The organism is Listeria costaricensis (assembly GCF_900183385.1).
In the GTDB taxonomy this organism is placed as follows: domain Bacteria; phylum Bacillota; class Bacilli; order Lactobacillales; family Listeriaceae; genus Listeria; species Listeria costaricensis.
In genome coordinates this window covers 412,333-427,534 of record NZ_FXUT01000001.1, presented here as the reverse complement: position 1 = coordinate 427,534, position 15,202 = coordinate 412,333, and the positions used below count along the sequence as shown (strand labels likewise).

Genomic DNA, 15,202 nt, shown 5'->3' with positions numbered 1-15,202 from the left:
TGCTAAAATAGAAAAGAACTTGTTGAATTTGGAGGGGAAGATATGATTACAAATGAAACGGAAATCGAAGTCCGTTATGCGGAAACAGATCAGATGGGGGTCGTTTACCATACCAATTATCTTGTTTGGATGGAAATAGGCCGAACTCGCTTTATCGAGACGCTGGGGCTGCGCTATTTCGATATGGAAGCAGCTGGCTATCTGTCCCCAGTTCTAGATGTACAGATTCATTATGGGAAACCGCTTCGTTATGGGCAGACGGCGATCGTTAAGACCTGGCTGGAAGCTTATGACGGCATTCGAGTGACTTATGGTTATGAGATTCGCTATGCGGAAACAGGTGAAATTGCTGTGACAGGATCAACCAAACATGTTTGTGTGAAGAAAGAGACTTTTCAACCGATTGCCTTGCGTCGTGTATTTAAAGAATGGCATCAAAAGTATCTATCAGCGTTGACTGATGAGGAAAACTGATGGCGTTTGGGGTAAAAAGGGCGGAATTAGAAGCATTTAAAGAAAAAGCTGCGCGGGGAGAGATCGCGCTCATTACGCATTACTGGTTGGACGCTCGCTTTCCAGATGCCAACACGGTGACGAAGGCTGCCAGCAGCGATCTAGCTAAGCTAAAGGCGTGGGGGAAACAATACGGTTTGCCTGAAGCCTATATTGATTATAATCACGAGGGATTGCCGCATTATGATCTTTTTGGTGAGATCCAGCGAATGATTTTGATAAAAGAAGGGGAAATGGAACAGTTACACCGTTTTCACTTAGAAGGAGACCAGGATGATAAAACTAGAAAATGAACAGTTAGTGGTAGAAATGAAAGCAGAAGGGGCGGAATTGACCAGAATCTATCATAAAAAAACAGGTCTTGACTATTTATGGCATGCAGATAAAGCATTTTGGGGCCGCCATGCACCCATTTTATTCCCGACAGTCGGCCGCTTGGTGGAGGATACTTACTATGTGGACGGGGAAGCCTTCCATTTGCCGCAACACGGTTTTGCGCGCGATCGTACTTTTCAAGTGGTGGAAGAGGAAACGACGCGTGTAGTATTTGAACTGCAGGCAGATCAGCAATCAAAGGCAGTATATCCATTCTCATTTCGCCTGCAAGTCAGCTATACGCTAGCTGATGATACGGTTCATGTGGAATATCATGTTGAGAACACAGATGATAAACGCATTTATTTTTCTGTTGGTGCACATCCAGCATTTAACGTGCCGCTTGTAGACGGAACCCGATTTGAAGACTATTATTTAGACTTTGGGACAAAAGAGGCACTTGAGACGCTTGTATTAGAGGGACCTTACAGAAGTGGCGCCGTTAAAAAAATAGCAGATGAAAAGGTGCAACAGTTGCCGCTTACCTATGACTTGTTTGCCAATGATGCGCTCATTTTTGAGGGCTTAAACCAAAATGAGGTAGCAATTCGTTCTGAGGCACATGCGCATTTTGTTAAAGTGAGTTTTCCAGCATTTCCGTTTGTTGGAATTTGGACGGCTGGAGAAGGTACTCCGTTTTTATGCATTGAGCCGTGGTTTGGAATTGCAGATAGTGCCGGTGCACCTGTCGAACTGCGAGATAAAGCAGGTATTGAACAGTTGGAGCCGGAAGCGATTTTTCATTCTGAGTACAGCATTACGGTGGGATAAAAAAAGAGCTTATGCGAATTCAGTTCGCATAAGCTTTTTTTTACATCCATTTAATTTTAGGCTCTTCCCCGTTTCGAATGCGTGCGATGTTGGTGCGATGACGCCAAATAATAAAGAGGGCTAAGCAAGTAATCAGAAGAACGAGAATCCAGTCATTCATAAAGAGTGAACAAATGAAGGCGGCAACTGCAGCGACCATTGAACTGAGTGAAACGTACTTGCTGATTTTCAGTGTTAAAAGGAAAACCAGAATGGCAATAACGAAAAGGAGCGGTGCATAGGCCAAGATAACACCTGCACTTGTTGCAACAGCCTTTCCGCCCTTGAATCCGGCGAAAATCGGGAAACTGTGACCGATGATTGCCGCGACCCCGGTTAGCAACCAGTAATGATGCCCCAGCTCGAAGCCAAAAAAGTAGGGCAGTAAGGTAGAGACTGTTCCTTTGAGAATATCCATAACGGTGACCACGCTACCGGCTTTGATGCCGAGAACACGAAACGAATTAGTGGCCCCGAGATTTCCGCTACCATAATCACGAATATCCTTCTTATAGAAAATTTTCCCGACCCACAAACCTGATGGGATGGAACCGATCAAATAGGCGAGCCCGATGAGTAATAAAAATGAAATCGACATGCTTTGATACCCCTTTTTTCGAAACCTTATTCTTTAGCATTATAGCACAAATCTGTACAAAAAGGCGGATTTTTTTCAAAATGGCTTTACTAAATGGCTAGTCGAGACTACAATGAATAGTTGGAGCGTATAGTTGAAAAGGGGGAGTAAGATGAAGGGAGTAACAGCTGGCTTTCAGTGGATGATTTTTATGATTGCTGCTGCGATTGCGGCACCGATTGCGATTAGTGATTTATATCATCTTAGCCCAGCGGAAACGGCACTTTTTATGCAGCGAACGATTTTTGTACTGGGGATTGCCGGCTTTTTACAAGGAATAATCGGGCATAAATTGCCGATTCACGAGGGACCGGCGGGCTTATGGTGGAGTGTTTTCACCTTGTATGCAGGTTTTGTTGGTGTCTTATACAGTACAAATATTGAGGCGCTGGAGGCTTTGTCGTTTGGAATGCTTTTCAGTGGCGTTTTATTTATCCTGCTGGCGTTTTTTGGAATCATTGAAAAACTGGCTCGCCTTTTCACGCCAACTGTGACGTTTATTTATTTGCTGTTGCTGGTTTTGCAGATGAGCGGCTCATTTTTAAAGGGAATGCTTGGGATTACAGAAGCGCATCCGAAAATGGATCCAGTAGTCGCACTGCTAAGCTTAGCTGTGATTGTACTCACATTTAGTTTTGGGCGAACGAAGGTACTCTGGCTGCGGCAGTATTCGGTTATTTTTGCACTGATTTTAGGTTGGGGACTTTTTATCATTTGCGGAAAAAGTACGGCACCCGTTGCGCAGGAACATATTTTTTCTTTACCGGAAATTTTTGCATTTGGCATTCCGGCATTTGATTGGGGCAGTTTAACCACAGCTTTCTTTATTACATTCTTGCTGATCACAAATCTCGTTGCCTCGGTGCGATTGATGGAAAATATTTTGTTTCCAGGGCAGCCGAGTGACCCCAAGCGTTACCGGCAGGGCGGCTTTGTTTCGGGGATCAACCAATTGTTAGGCGGCTTGTTTAGTGCGATTGGACCGGTGCCAATTAGCGGTGCAGCTGGCTTTGTGGCGCAAACAGGCGAGAAAAGCAGACGACCATTTTTATTCGGCTGTACCTTGACCGCATTGATTGCTTTTTTTCCACCAGTGATGGCGGTGATGGCAACGATTCCGGCTGCTGTTGGTTATGCGGTGACGTTTGTGCTGTTTGCGAATATGCTGGTTATGGCGTTGAAGGAGCTGAAAAAAATTACGGTTTTGGAAGATGAACGTTACTTGACGATTGGGATAGCGCTCCTTACAGGCGTTGGGATTATGTTTCTACCTGCCAATGCACTCAGTGATTTACCGGCGGCAATTTTAGCTGTTTTAAATAACGGCTTGATTGTTGGCAGTGTTATTGGTATTCTGATAGAGCAGTATTTTATTTTTCGCAAACGGAAGCAAAATACGAAGGAGTGAGAAGATGACTTTTCAAAATCCTAGCTTAAGTGAACAGCGGGCGATATTAAAGAACGCAAAAACGATAGCAGTTGTGGGTCTGAGTGACAAACCTGAGCGCACCAGCTATCAAGTGGCAAAAGTGATGCAGGAAGCGGGTTACCGAATAATTCCCGTCAATCCACATGCCGATGAAATTTTGGGTGAAAAGGCAGTAAAACAACTGACTGATATCAAGGAACACGTAGATATTGTGAATGTGTTCAGACGTTCTGAATTTTTGCCAGAAGTCGCAGAAGATTTTGTTCAAATAGATGCAGACGTCTTTTGGGCGCAGCTTGGACTTGTGAATGAAAAAGCGGCACAGTATTTGAACGAAAAGAATTATCCAGTCATTATGGATCGTTGCATCAAAGTTGCTTATCAAGAATTGGTTTAACTGGTTTTCGAATTTTCGAAACAGGTTCTATATGGGAGCCTGTTTTTTGTTGGCGCTGTTACGAGCAAAGCGAGATACAGCGCCAATATACATGCGAGCGAAGCCGAGCATGTAATCCGCAAGGCCGCGTCCAGGTTACGAGCAAAGCGAGATACAGCGCCAATATACATGCGAGTGGAGCCGAGCATGTAATCTGCAAGGCCGCGCCCAAGTTACGAGCAAAGCATGTAATCCGCAGAGCCGCCGCCCAGATTACGAACAAAAACGAAATACAGCGCCAAGATGCAGATAATCCAAGCAAGCATCAAATCCACAAACTACACCAGCTAAGAGCAGAAAGCAAATCTCAGCGCAATATACATATGGATCAAAGTAACATAGCATCCACACTCCCGCAAACAGCGAGAAACAGAATGTCCCAGTGAAGAGAGGAAAAGCGAGCATATCCGCTTCTTGCCCTTACATTCTGGCTGATTATTTGATATAATAAGAAAGTATGTTCGTGTTTTGCAGTTTCGTTTTGCTAAATTAGCAACAATTTGCTATTCTTTAGTGGTAGCTCTTAAAATGAGGGGGCTAGGCTCAGGGATGAAAGGAGATTAAAATGAATGGTAAACGAGTATAATGATGATTCCATTCAGGTACTAGAAGGTTTAGAGGCAGTTCGGAAGCGTCCAGCCATGTATATTGGTTCAACAGATGTACGCGGACTGCATCATTTAGTATATGAAATTGTCGATAATTCCGTGGATGAAGCACTCGCGGGATTCGGAAATGAAATTAAAGTGACGCTTCATGATGACGGAAGTGTCAGTGTAGAAGATAAAGGTCGTGGCATGCCAGTTGGGATGCATAAAACGGGCAAACCAACCGTCGAGGTTATTCTGACAGTTCTTCATGCCGGTGGTAAATTTGGTCAAAGCGGCGGCTATAAAACAAGTGGTGGGTTGCATGGCGTTGGGTCATCCGTTGTCAATGCACTCTCCGAATGGTTGAAAGTGACGATTCATCGTGATGGCGCGATTTATGAGCAGAATTTTGTAAATGGCGGCAAACCAGACGGCACACTTCGGAAAATCGGTAAGAGTAAATTGAGAGGGACAACAATCCGCTTCAAGCCAGATCCGAAAATTTTCCCAACGACCTCTTATAATTATGAAACATTATCTGAACGTCTGCGTGAGTCAGCCTTTTTACTTAAAGGAATGCGAATCGAGCTGATTGATGAACGAGTTGGTATGGGAGAAGCCTTTCATTTTGAGGAAGGTGTCAAAAACTTTGTAGAATATATCAATGAAGGAAAAGACGTCCTCCACCCAGTCGTTGATTTTGAAGGTGAAAGCGGGACTATTGAAATCGAGATGGCCTTCCAATTCAATGATGGCTATTCCGAAAATATTCTCAGCTTCGTTAATAATGTTCGTACACGAGGCGCGGGTACACATGAGTCCGGTATGAAAGCAGCCATGACACGCGTATTTAATGATTACGCAAAACGTGTGGGCATGCTGAAAGAAAAAGACAAGAATTTGGAAGGCAGTGATATTCGCGAAGGCCTTTCAGCTGTTTTGTCCATCCGAGTGCCGGAAAATCTGCTTCAATTTGAAGGACAGACCAAAGAAAAACTCGGAACAGCCGAAGCACGACAGGCAGTAGACGCCGTTGTTGCGGAGCATTTGGCCTACTTTTTAGCTGAAAATCCAGATACTAGCGCTCTCCTTGTCAAAAAAGCGATTAAAGCACGGGAAGCACGGGAAGCAGCACGGAAAGCACGAGAAGAAACCCGTAACGGAAAGAAACGGAAACGCTCCGAAACCATTCTATCCGGGAAACTAACTCCAGCTCAATCACGCAATCCGAATAAAAATGAACTCTATTTAGTCGAAGGGGATTCAGCAGGTGGTTCTGCCAAGCAAGGCCGTGATCGTAAGTTCCAGGCGATTTTGCCATTGCGCGGTAAAGTAATCAATACTGAAAAAGCAAAATTACAGGATATCCTTAAAAATGAAGAAATAAGCACGATTATCCACACTGTCGGCGCAGGGGTAGGACCTGAATTTGATGTAGCGGATTGCAACTATGACAAAATCGTGATCATGACCGATGCCGATACCGATGGCGCGCATATTCAAGTCTTGCTTTTGACCTTTTTCTATCGCTATATGAAGCCACTCGTTGAAGCAGGCAAGGTATTTATTGCACTGCCACCGCTTTACAAAGTCAGTAAAGGCTCGGGCAAAAAAGAAATTATTGAATACGCATGGACAGATGATGAGCTGGATGCCTGCATTAAAAAAGTAGGACGCGGCTATATTATCCAGCGCTATAAAGGTCTTGGTGAAATGAATGCTGACCAGCTTTGGGAAACGACAATGAATCCAGAAACGCGGACACTAATTCGTGTGCGGATTGATGATGTGGCGCGGGCAGAGCGACGAGTGGCTACACTGATGGGGGATAAAGTAGAACCTAGACGTAAGTGGATTGAGAGCCATGTTGAGTTTACACTGGAAGAGGATCAAAGCATTCTGGAAAATGAAAACATGATGACAGTTGAGGTGAATGAAGATTGAGTACACAAGATGAACATATTCAAGACCTCGCACTCGAAGAAGTAATGGGTGACCGCTTTGGCCGTTACAGTAAGTATATTATTCAGGAACGGGCACTTCCGGATGCACGCGACGGTTTGAAGCCGGTACAGCGTCGTATTCTATTTGCCATGAATGAAGAAGGCAATACACATGAAAAAGGTTTTCGTAAGTCTGCTAAAACGGTCGGCAACGTAATCGGGAACTACCATCCGCACGGAGACTCTTCTGTATATGAAGCGATGGTTCGGATGAGTCAGGACTGGAAGGTTCGCAGTTACCTGATCGAAATGCACGGCAATAATGGGAGTGTGGACGGTGATCCGCCAGCTGCCATGCGGTATACGGAAGCAAGACTTTCAGCGATTAGTGCAGAACTTTTACGTGATATTGAAAAAGAAACGGTCGATTTCGTGCCAAACTTTGATGACACGGCAAGTGAACCGACCGTCCTTCCGGCCAGATTTCCTAATTTACTGGTTAATGGCTCCACTGGGATCTCGGCAGGTTATGCGACAGATATTCCGCCCCATAATCTAACAGAGATCATTGATGCTACCATTAAACGGCTTGATCGCCCTGACTGTACACTAGAAGATATCATGGCCATCGTCAAAGGCCCCGATTTCCCAACTGGCGGTATCATTCAAGGCGCGGATGGCATTCATAAAGCCTATCAAACGGGCAAAGGTCGCGTCGTGGTTCGTTCTAAAACTGAGATTGAAGATATTCGAGGCGGCAGACAGCAGATTACGATTACAGAGATTCCTTACGAAGTCAATAAAGCCAATCTTGTCAAGCGCATGGACGAGCTGCGTATTGAAAAGAAAATCGAAGGGATTTCAGAAGTACGTGATGAAACGGATCGTACTGGACTGCGCATTGCTGTTGAACTGAAAAAAGATGCCAATGCGACAGGCGTATTGAATTATCTTTTCAAAAATACGGATTTGCAAGTCAGCTATAATTTTAATATGGTCGCGATCCACAATCGCCGCCCTGAACTGATGGGGCTGCTCCCACTTCTCGATGCGTATATCAGTCATCAGATTGAAGTAGTCACCAAACGTTCCGAATTTGAGATTCGCAAAGCAAAAGCGCGGCAACATATTTTAGAAGGTTTGATGAAGGCTCTGTCCATTTTGGATGAAGTGATTCAATTGATCCGCAGTTCAAAAGACAAGCGTGATGCCAAACTGAATCTGCAAACGACCTATGATTTCAGTGAGAAACAAGCAGAGGCCATCGTTTCATTGCAGCTATATCGTTTGACAAATACCGATGTGACGGAGCTCCAAAAAGAAGCCGCAGAACTAAATGAACAAATTGATTTTCTGGAAAAAGTATTGGGGGACGAAAAAGAGCTTCGCCGCGTCATTAAGAATGAATTAAATGATGTGAAAAAGGCCTATAAAACACCCCGCCTAACAGAAATCCAAGCAGAAATTGCTGAAATCAAAATTGATACAGAGGTGCTCGTTGCTTCAGAAGATGTGATTGTTTCTGTGACAAAAGAAGGCTATGCCAAACGGACGAGCGTCAGATCGTACAGCGCGTCTAGCGGAGAAGAGCTGGCCATGAAAGAATTGGATCATCCAATGTTTATCCAAAAGATGAACACTATGGATGTTGTCATACTTTTTACAAACCGGGGGAATTTCATTTACCGGCCAGTGCATGAATTGCCAGATATTCGCTGGAAAAACCTTGGCGATCATATCAGCCACTTGGCAACGGAAATCGAGCCGGGCGAAGAAATTGTGGCAGTATGTGGCGTGCAAAAATTTGATGAGAGCAAAATGTTCTTGTTTATGACGCGTCAGGGAATGATCAAAACATCCAAAATCACGCATTATCAACCGCAACGCTATTCAAAAGCGATGATGGCGATCAAACTTAAAGAGGAAGATGAACTGATTTTCGCGGCTCAGATTGACGGCAATGAAGACGTCTTTTTAGCGACGAAGCAAGGTTACGGTCTTCGTTATCATGTGAATGAAGTGCCAGATTCCGGAGCACGTGCAGCCGGCGTCAAGGCAATCAATTTGAAAGCTGACGATGAAGTGATTGGCGGCGCAGTGATTGAACCAGATGACAAACGAACAATGGTCCTTATCACGCATCGAGGTTCGCTTAAGCAGATGAAACTAAGCGAATTTGAACCGATTTCAAGAGCAAAACGTGGCTTGATCATGTTGCGTGAATTAAAAAATAATCCACATCGTTTTGTTGATTTAAAACTTGTCCATCAAGAAGACAAATTACTGATCCAAACAAATAAAGAACAACTGGTTGACTTGGAAGTGGCCAATCTCCATTTAACGGACCGCTATTCCAATGGTTCCTTTGTGCTTGATGAAAGCATGGAAGGCAGCCCAGTGAGCATGTGGATTGAAGAGAAAAAAATTACTGATGCTGATGATGCAGCAGAGGCTGAATAAAAGGGGCAGCTAGTCGAGCAGACTAGCTGTTTTCTCTTTGGATATGTTACAATAAAACACAGTGAAAGAGGAGGGATTAGATTGACGAAAAAAATGAATGTAGAAAGTTTCAATCTTGATCATACGAAAGTGAAGGCCCCATATGTACGACTAGCCGGCAAAAAAATCGGGATTCATGGAGATGAAATTTATAAATATGATGTCCGATTTAAACAACCCAATCAGGCACACATGGAAATGCCAGCGCTTCACTCGCTTGAGCACTTGATGGCAGAACTGTCGCGTAATCATACAGATAAAATCGTAGACATCAGTCCTATGGGATGCCAGACGGGTTTTTATTTATCCCTGATCAATCATGATGATTATGAAGACGTGCTGAAAATTATTGAGCAAACATTGCAGGATGTGCTGATAGCGACAGAAGTGCCAGCATGCAATGAGGTGCAGTGTGGCTGGGCCGCAAGCCATAGTTTAGAAGGCGCACAAGCACTAGCAGAGGAATTCTTAGCAAAACGAGCCGAGTGGTCGACCATTTTTGCTTAAACGATTCATAACAGAAAAAATCCAGCTCCCCTTTAAAGTAGGTTAGCTGGATTTTTTTATTTTGGCGGTGGATTTTTTTTCATGCTATCCACGAGTAAATTGACGTAAGCCTCTGAACCAGTCTTGGTTAAATGAACTCCATCACTGCCAAAGTAGTTGCTATGATTGATGGCGAGTGAGTACCAATCGACTACCGTCACATTCGGGCGATCACTTTGCTCGTTGATCGATTCGTTCACTTCAGATTCCCAACCGCGCGGGACACGTGTGTTGACTAAGAAGATATGTGCCTGATCAAAGTCATCCAAAAGTGTATCGAGTTGTTGTTCAGAGAATGGGCCGTTTGTTCCGAGTTCGAGAACCACAGCGCTGCTTGATGTGTTGAATTGCTGGTAGCTAGGAGCTAGGCTGATCGCATCCACTAATTGGCGGCCGATCTTTCCATCAATCGTCACATTTGGCACTGCATCTCTTAAGTAAGGCTCAATATCAATCATAATAGAGTCTCCGATAGCCAGCGTCTGCTGATAAAGAATCTGATCCTGTCCGGCATCATCTGCTGGAGGCGTTTGACTTTGTTGATCATCGTTGCTCCCATCACTGTTTTGTGGAGGCGGATCATCGCTTGATGGCTGTTCGTCAGGTGCCTGCTTAGGCGGATCCGTTTCTTTTTGCGATGGTTTATCAGGTTCACTTTTCACCTGCGTTACTGTATTTTCAGCATTTGTTTTGACGGGAAGGATGCCACTCATACCCAGTGAGAAAATGAGAAGTAACAATGCGAGTCCGCTAATTGCCGCCCATTTTCCAACAGGCTTATTCTTGATGACAGGGTAGGTGCGGTGCTTGAATCCTTTTACAAAAGCTATAAATCCTTTTTTGCGAATCGGTGTTTCCAAGAAGCGATAGGATAGTTCGGCAATGATGAACGTTGCGGCTACTTGCAAAACAGACCGAATCAGACTTGGATGGCCAATTTCCGTTACTGGAGTTGTTAATGTAATGATAGGGTAATGCCACAAATAAATGCCGTAGGAGCGAGTCCCTATCCAGCGTAACGGCCGGAAGCTGAAGATGCGGCTAAGATAGCACGACGGGTGGGCAATCGTTGCAATCATCACAACACCAAGCAGTGCAACAAAAAGAAGGCCGCCGCGGTAAAGAAATGACTGATATTCATTTAACAAGTAAACAAGTGCAAAAAATGTAACCACACTCAAAGTTCCTGCAATATTAAGCGTCTGCCTGCTTTTTCGTGGAACTTGCGGGCTTAGTCGAGTAAATGGCCAGACGAATGCAAGTGCACAGCCTGCCAAAAGATCGAATAAACGAGTATCTGTTCCATAGTAGACGCGGCTGGGATCAGCGCCAGGCGTATATAAAACACCCATCAAAATGGCGGATAACACACCGACGATAATGACGATTTGCAGAAGTAATTTTGGATTCTTAATATAACGTAAAAACAGATATAAAAACAATGGCCAAATCAGGTAAAATTGTTCTTCAATAGCAAGAGACCACAGGTTTTTTAAAGGGGAGGGCATTCCAAATGAATCGAAATAAGAAACATTGTGGAAAATAAACCACCAATTGCTCATGTAGAAGAATGAGGCAAAGGCATCGCCGCGAAGAGTCGGCAATAAACTGCGGTTGAATAATACGGCGAAAATGACTACCGCAATAATCATCACAAATGCGGCTGGAACGAGCCGTCGAAAACGTCTCAGCCAAAACTCTTTTAAATGTATTGTATTCTCTTTATCCCACTGAGTAAGTAAGATATTTGTAATTAAATAACCTGATAACACGAAAAATATATCAACACCGATGAAGCCGCCCTTTGCCCATGAATAATTCAAATGATAGGCAATCACAGCTAAAACGGCCAGCGCTCTAAGTCCATCAATACTCGGAACGTACTTTCTGCTGTAACGAGCCGTTCGTTTCAAAATAACATCTCCTAAACTTTCTATGTATCTCTAGAATTTCCCTAAAACATATATCTCATCATATCACAGAATGGCTTGACTGTAACTAAGAAAGAGGGCGAACAGATAATTTGAGTCAATGGTCACATGTAAAAATGTCGAAAATACAATGTGAGATAATTTACAGGGCAAAATTCAACAATGAACAAGCAAAAAAATAGGCAAAGAAAGATGCTTCTTTTATAATGAATGTAAGTTAATCAATTTGTCTGAGAGATGGAGAGACTCTAATGGGCGAGAAATCGCTTTTTTAGGGTCTCTTTTTTTGCGTGGCTGCGTTTTAACTTTCTAAAAAAGTGGAAAAGTGCCGTGTGAGAGAAATCAGACGTTAAATGAAGGGGGCAAAAGAAAGATGGTACAATTATTTTCAGCATTCGACCGGGAAACAATCAAACAAAAAATGCAGGAACACACCTATGATCTGGTTATTATTGGTGGTGGGATTACAGGTGCAGGAATCGCACTTGATGCCGTTTCAAGGGGACTAGAGGTCGCACTGGTTGAAATGGGCGATTTTGCCAGCGGAACAAGTAGCCGTTCCACGAAGCTTGTCCACGGCGGATTACGTTATTTACAGCAATTTGAAGTAAAGGAAGTAGCCGAACTTGGAAAAGAGCGAGCAATCGTTTATGAAAACGGACCGCATGTCACAACACCGGAATGGATGATGCTGCCGTTTCATAAAGGTGGCAATATGGGGAAATTTACAGCTAGCATGGGGATCCGTCTGTATGATTATCTTGCAGGTGTCAAAAAAAATGAACGGCGCAAGATTTTAACTCCACAAGAAACACTGGCTAAAAATCCTTTTGTGAAAAAAGACGGTTTAAAAGGTTCCGGTTACTATGTGGAATATCGGACAGATGATGCGCGGTTGACGATTGAAGTGCTAAAAAAAGCAGTTGAGTTAGGTGCGGATGTGATTAATTATACGCGTGCAGAAAACTTCCTATATACAGAGGCTAAAAAAGTAGAAGGGGTCACCGTGACGGATCGAATTACCGACAAAGTCTACGATATCCGCGGACGCCGAGTCATCAATGCGGCAGGTCCATGGGTGGATAAAGTTCGGAAATTGGATCATACACAAAATAATAAACATTTGCGGCTTACCAAAGGGATTCATTTAGTCATTGATAAATCACGTTTCCCAATGGAGCAGGCAGTCTATTTTGATACGCCAGATGGTCGGATGGTCTTTGCAATACCGCGCGATAAAAAGGTCTATGTTGGTACGACAGATACTTTTTATGAGGAATCACCTATCAATCCGAAAGCGCTGGAAGTGGACCATCAATATGTAATTAAAGCAATCAACTACATGTTCCCAGATGTCCATATTACGGAAAAAGATATTGAATCCAGTTGGGCAGGGGTTCGGCCGCTTATTTATGAGGAAGGGAAAGACCCTTCAGAGATATCGCGAAAGGATGAAGTCTGGTTTTCTGAAAGCGGTTTGATCACCATGGCAGGAGGTAAGTTAACAGGTTATCGCAAAATGGCAGAAAAGCTACTGGATGATGTCACCAAAACACTTAGCAAGGAAACAGGGCAAAAATATAAACCTGTTCAAACGCGACATTTGCCGATTTCCGGTGGGGACATTGGCGGATCGGCCCAACTTTCGCCATTTATCGAGAAGAAAACCAAGGACGCTGTCAATCGATTTGGTTGGACAATAGAAGAAGCGAGAGTGATTGTTAAACGCTACGGCTCCAATATTGATCAACTGTTTACCTACGCGCAGGAACACAAAGAAAAAGGCGGGCATGAACTTCCGAGCAGTTTGTATGCGGAACTTCATTATGCTGTTTACCATGAATCAGCCATCCACCCAGTTGATTTTCTGCTGAGAAGAACAGGCTATCTGCTCTTCGATATGCCGTATTTGCTCGAATGGCAGAAAGCAGTTGTAGACGAGATGGATCGACTGTTCCACTGGGATCCTGCTACAAGAGAACAGATGGAGACTGAACTGCAGACGCAAATTGATGACGCTCGGGAGCCGGCTGATTGGCACGGAAAATAAAGGACTTGATAGATTCGCCAGATAAATTTTGTCTGGCGAATTTTTTTGAAAATGACACCAATCCGACTTTATTCCACTAAACTTTTTTTAAAATTGTTAAATAGCTATTTTCATTCTTGCTCATTTATGATACCTTATTAGTAGGCAAAAAGGAGGGCTTTTTTATTGGGTAAAATTCCAGTGATTGTCATCCTCGGGCCCACTGCTGTTGGTAAAACAGCGCTAAGTGTCAAACTGGCTAAAAAGTGGCAAGGAGAGGTCATCAGCGGCGATTCTATGCAAGTTTACCAGGGGCTTGATATTGGGACAGCCAAAATCACTCCAGAAGAAATGGAAGAGGTTCCGCATCATCTGATTGATGTTGCGTCGCCAGATACGGCATTTACAGCTGCTGACTTTAAACATTTGACAGAGCAGGCCATTGAGACAATCTGGCAAAAAGGACATCTGCCAATTATTGCTGGCGGTACAGGTCTTTATATTCAGTCAGTTTTTTATGATTATGAATTTGGCCAAACAGGTAAGAACGAAGCTTATCGACAGAAACTGGCCGAATATTCGAATGAAGAACTTTGGCAAATGCTAAAAGAAAAAGATCCAAAAAGTGCATCTGAAATCCATGCGAATAATAAACAGCGTGTTATCCGAGCGCTTGAAGTTATTCATGAAACCAAGCAGCCGTTTAGCGATTTTCAGGTACATAAGCAGTTAAAAGCAACTTATGCACCTTGTTTTATTGCGCTAGATATGGAGCGGGGGCAGCTATACGAACGAATCAACAGCCGTGTGCAGCAAATGCTCGCAAATGGTCTTGAACAGGAAGCATTTCGTCTATACGAACAGGGAATCCCACAGTCGCAAGCAAGCAAGGGAATCGGCTACAAGGAGTGGATTCCTTATTTTGAAGGAAATGAGACGAAAGAAGAAGTGATTGCCGCAATTCAGCAAAATTCGCGTCATTTTGCGAAACGCCAATTAACATGGTTTCGCAATAGGATGACCGTTCACTGGCTGGATGCTGCGGATGAAGCGCTACTTCAAAAAGCAGACCATTTGATTCGAGCCTTTTTAGAAGATAATCCGGATTGGCGGTTTTAGTTCGTGTATTAGAGGGTATTTGTAACCATGCGGATGATTCCTGCAGTTGAATACTCCGATTTTTTAAGAGTGAACACGGAAAGAGAGATAGGAGAGAGGAAAAATGAAACAAGGTGGACAAGCTTTACAAGATCAATATTTAAATCAATTACGAAAAGAAAAAATTCTCGCTACCGTTTTTTTAACAAATGGTTTTCAGCTTAGAGGTCGTGTAGTAAGCTTTGACAGCTTTACGGTTCTCTTGGATGTAGACGGCAAACAACAGCTCGTTTTCAAACATGCGATCTCTACATTCTCCCCACAAAAAAATGTCACATTAAATCAAGAATAAAAACGTAAAAAGGC

Annotated in this window: 13 protein-coding genes; 11 read left to right on the top strand and 2 right to left on the bottom strand. The window is 43.6% G+C overall.

The annotated features are described in order from the left end of the window. Window positions 1–42: 42 nt before the first annotated feature. The 3 genes from CS921_RS02115 to CS921_RS02105 are packed head-to-tail and all read left to right on the top strand — an operon-like array spanning window position 43 to window position 1,659. Window positions 43–474 carry an acyl-CoA thioesterase gene (locus tag CS921_RS02115; RefSeq protein ID WP_099221383.1) on the top strand — a complete coding sequence of 144 codons (432 nt, stop codon included), beginning with the start codon at window positions 43–45 and terminating at the stop codon, window positions 472–474. Then, the gene (locus CS921_RS02110) at window positions 474–806 is read left to right on the top strand and encodes a hypothetical protein (protein ID WP_099221382.1); all 333 of its coding nucleotides are present in this window, start codon (window positions 474–476) and stop codon (window positions 804–806) included. The genes CS921_RS02115 and CS921_RS02110 overlap by 1 nt, the downstream gene beginning before the upstream one ends. Next, window positions 787–1,659 carry an aldose 1-epimerase family protein gene (locus CS921_RS02105; RefSeq protein WP_099221381.1) on the top strand — a complete coding sequence of 291 codons (873 nt, stop codon included), beginning with the start codon at window positions 787–789 and terminating at the stop codon, window positions 1,657–1,659. Before CS921_RS02110 ends, CS921_RS02105 begins: the two co-directional genes overlap by 20 nt. A gap of 40 nt (window positions 1,660–1,699) precedes the next feature. Here CS921_RS02105 and plsY read toward each other — a convergent pair whose 3' ends face one another. Beyond that, the gene (gene plsY, locus CS921_RS02100; RefSeq protein WP_099221380.1) at window positions 1,700–2,296 is read right to left on the bottom strand and encodes a glycerol-3-phosphate 1-O-acyltransferase PlsY; all 597 of its coding nucleotides are present in this window, start codon (window positions 2,294–2,296) and stop codon (window positions 1,700–1,702) included. Window positions 2,297–2,447: 151 nt separating this feature from the next. Between plsY and CS921_RS02095 the strand changes: the two genes are divergently transcribed. From CS921_RS02095 to CS921_RS02075, 5 genes are all read left to right on the top strand, one after another. Further along, a complete protein-coding gene (locus CS921_RS02095) occupies window positions 2,448–3,743 on the top strand; it encodes a purine/pyrimidine permease (RefSeq protein ID WP_099221379.1) in 1,296 nt (431 codons plus the stop codon). Window positions 3,744–3,747: 4 nt separating this feature from the next. Then, on the top strand, window positions 3,748–4,161 hold the full coding sequence (locus tag CS921_RS02090; protein WP_099221378.1) for a CoA-binding protein: 414 nt from the start codon (window positions 3,748–3,750) through the stop codon (window positions 4,159–4,161). 608 nt (window positions 4,162–4,769) lie between these two features. Next, the gene (gene parE / locus CS921_RS02085; RefSeq protein ID WP_099221377.1) at window positions 4,770–6,734 is read left to right on the top strand and encodes a DNA topoisomerase IV subunit B; all 1,965 of its coding nucleotides are present in this window, start codon (window positions 4,770–4,772) and stop codon (window positions 6,732–6,734) included. Further along, window positions 6,731–9,193, top strand: coding sequence for a DNA topoisomerase IV subunit A (gene parC, locus CS921_RS02080; RefSeq protein WP_099221376.1), 2,463 nt, complete (start codon window positions 6,731–6,733; stop codon window positions 9,191–9,193). The genes parE and parC overlap by 4 nt, the downstream gene beginning before the upstream one ends. Window positions 9,194–9,274: 81 nt before the next feature. Continuing rightward, window positions 9,275–9,739, top strand: coding sequence for an S-ribosylhomocysteine lyase (locus CS921_RS02075; protein WP_099221375.1), 465 nt, complete (start codon window positions 9,275–9,277; stop codon window positions 9,737–9,739). A 56-nt stretch (window positions 9,740–9,795) separates the two neighbouring features. Here CS921_RS02075 and CS921_RS02070 read toward each other — a convergent pair whose 3' ends face one another. Then, entirely contained in the window at window positions 9,796–11,691 is a 1,896-nt protein-coding gene (locus tag CS921_RS02070; RefSeq protein WP_099221374.1) for an acyltransferase family protein, read from the bottom strand. 391 nt (window positions 11,692–12,082) lie between these two features. On the opposite strand from CS921_RS02070, the gene CS921_RS02065 reads away from it, so the two are divergent. The 3 genes from CS921_RS02065 (at window position 12,083) to hfq (ending at window position 15,188) form a co-directional block, all read left to right on the top strand. Continuing rightward, window positions 12,083–13,759: a glycerol-3-phosphate dehydrogenase/oxidase gene (locus tag CS921_RS02065; protein WP_099221373.1), complete on the top strand. Its 1,677-nt coding sequence runs from the start codon at window positions 12,083–12,085 to the stop codon at window positions 13,757–13,759. 165 nt (window positions 13,760–13,924) lie between these two features. Beyond that, window positions 13,925–14,857, top strand: coding sequence for a tRNA (adenosine(37)-N6)-dimethylallyltransferase MiaA (gene miaA / locus CS921_RS02060; protein WP_099221372.1), 933 nt, complete (start codon window positions 13,925–13,927; stop codon window positions 14,855–14,857). Window positions 14,858–14,960: 103 nt separating this feature from the next. Next, complete coding sequence (gene hfq / locus CS921_RS02055; protein WP_099221371.1) at window positions 14,961–15,188, top strand: RNA chaperone Hfq; 228 nt, start codon at window positions 14,961–14,963, stop codon at window positions 15,186–15,188. Window positions 15,189–15,202 lie beyond the last annotated feature (14 nt).

What these genes read in the sequence shown, in the direction of transcription:
- CS921_RS02115 (WP_099221383.1), top strand. Translation starts at nt 43, where the DNA reads ATGATTACAAATGAAACGGAAATCGAAGTCCGTTATGCGGAAACAGAT.
- CS921_RS02110 (WP_099221382.1), top strand. Translation starts at nt 474, where the DNA reads ATGGCGTTTGGGGTAAAAAGGGCGGAATTAGAAGCATTTAAAGAAAAA.
- CS921_RS02105 (WP_099221381.1), top strand. Translation starts at nt 787, where the DNA reads ATGATAAAACTAGAAAATGAACAGTTAGTGGTAGAAATGAAAGCAGAA.
- plsY (WP_099221380.1), bottom strand. Translation starts at nt 2,296, where the DNA reads ATGTCGATTTCATTTTTATTACTCATCGGGCTCGCCTATTTGATCGGT.
- CS921_RS02095 (WP_099221379.1), top strand. Translation starts at nt 2,448, where the DNA reads ATGAAGGGAGTAACAGCTGGCTTTCAGTGGATGATTTTTATGATTGCT.
- CS921_RS02090 (WP_099221378.1), top strand. Translation starts at nt 3,748, where the DNA reads ATGACTTTTCAAAATCCTAGCTTAAGTGAACAGCGGGCGATATTAAAG.
- parE (WP_099221377.1), top strand. Translation starts at nt 4,770, where the DNA reads ATGGTAAACGAGTATAATGATGATTCCATTCAGGTACTAGAAGGTTTA.
- CS921_RS02065 (WP_099221373.1), top strand. Translation starts at nt 12,083, where the DNA reads ATGGTACAATTATTTTCAGCATTCGACCGGGAAACAATCAAACAAAAA.
- hfq (WP_099221371.1), top strand. Translation starts at nt 14,961, where the DNA reads ATGAAACAAGGTGGACAAGCTTTACAAGATCAATATTTAAATCAATTA.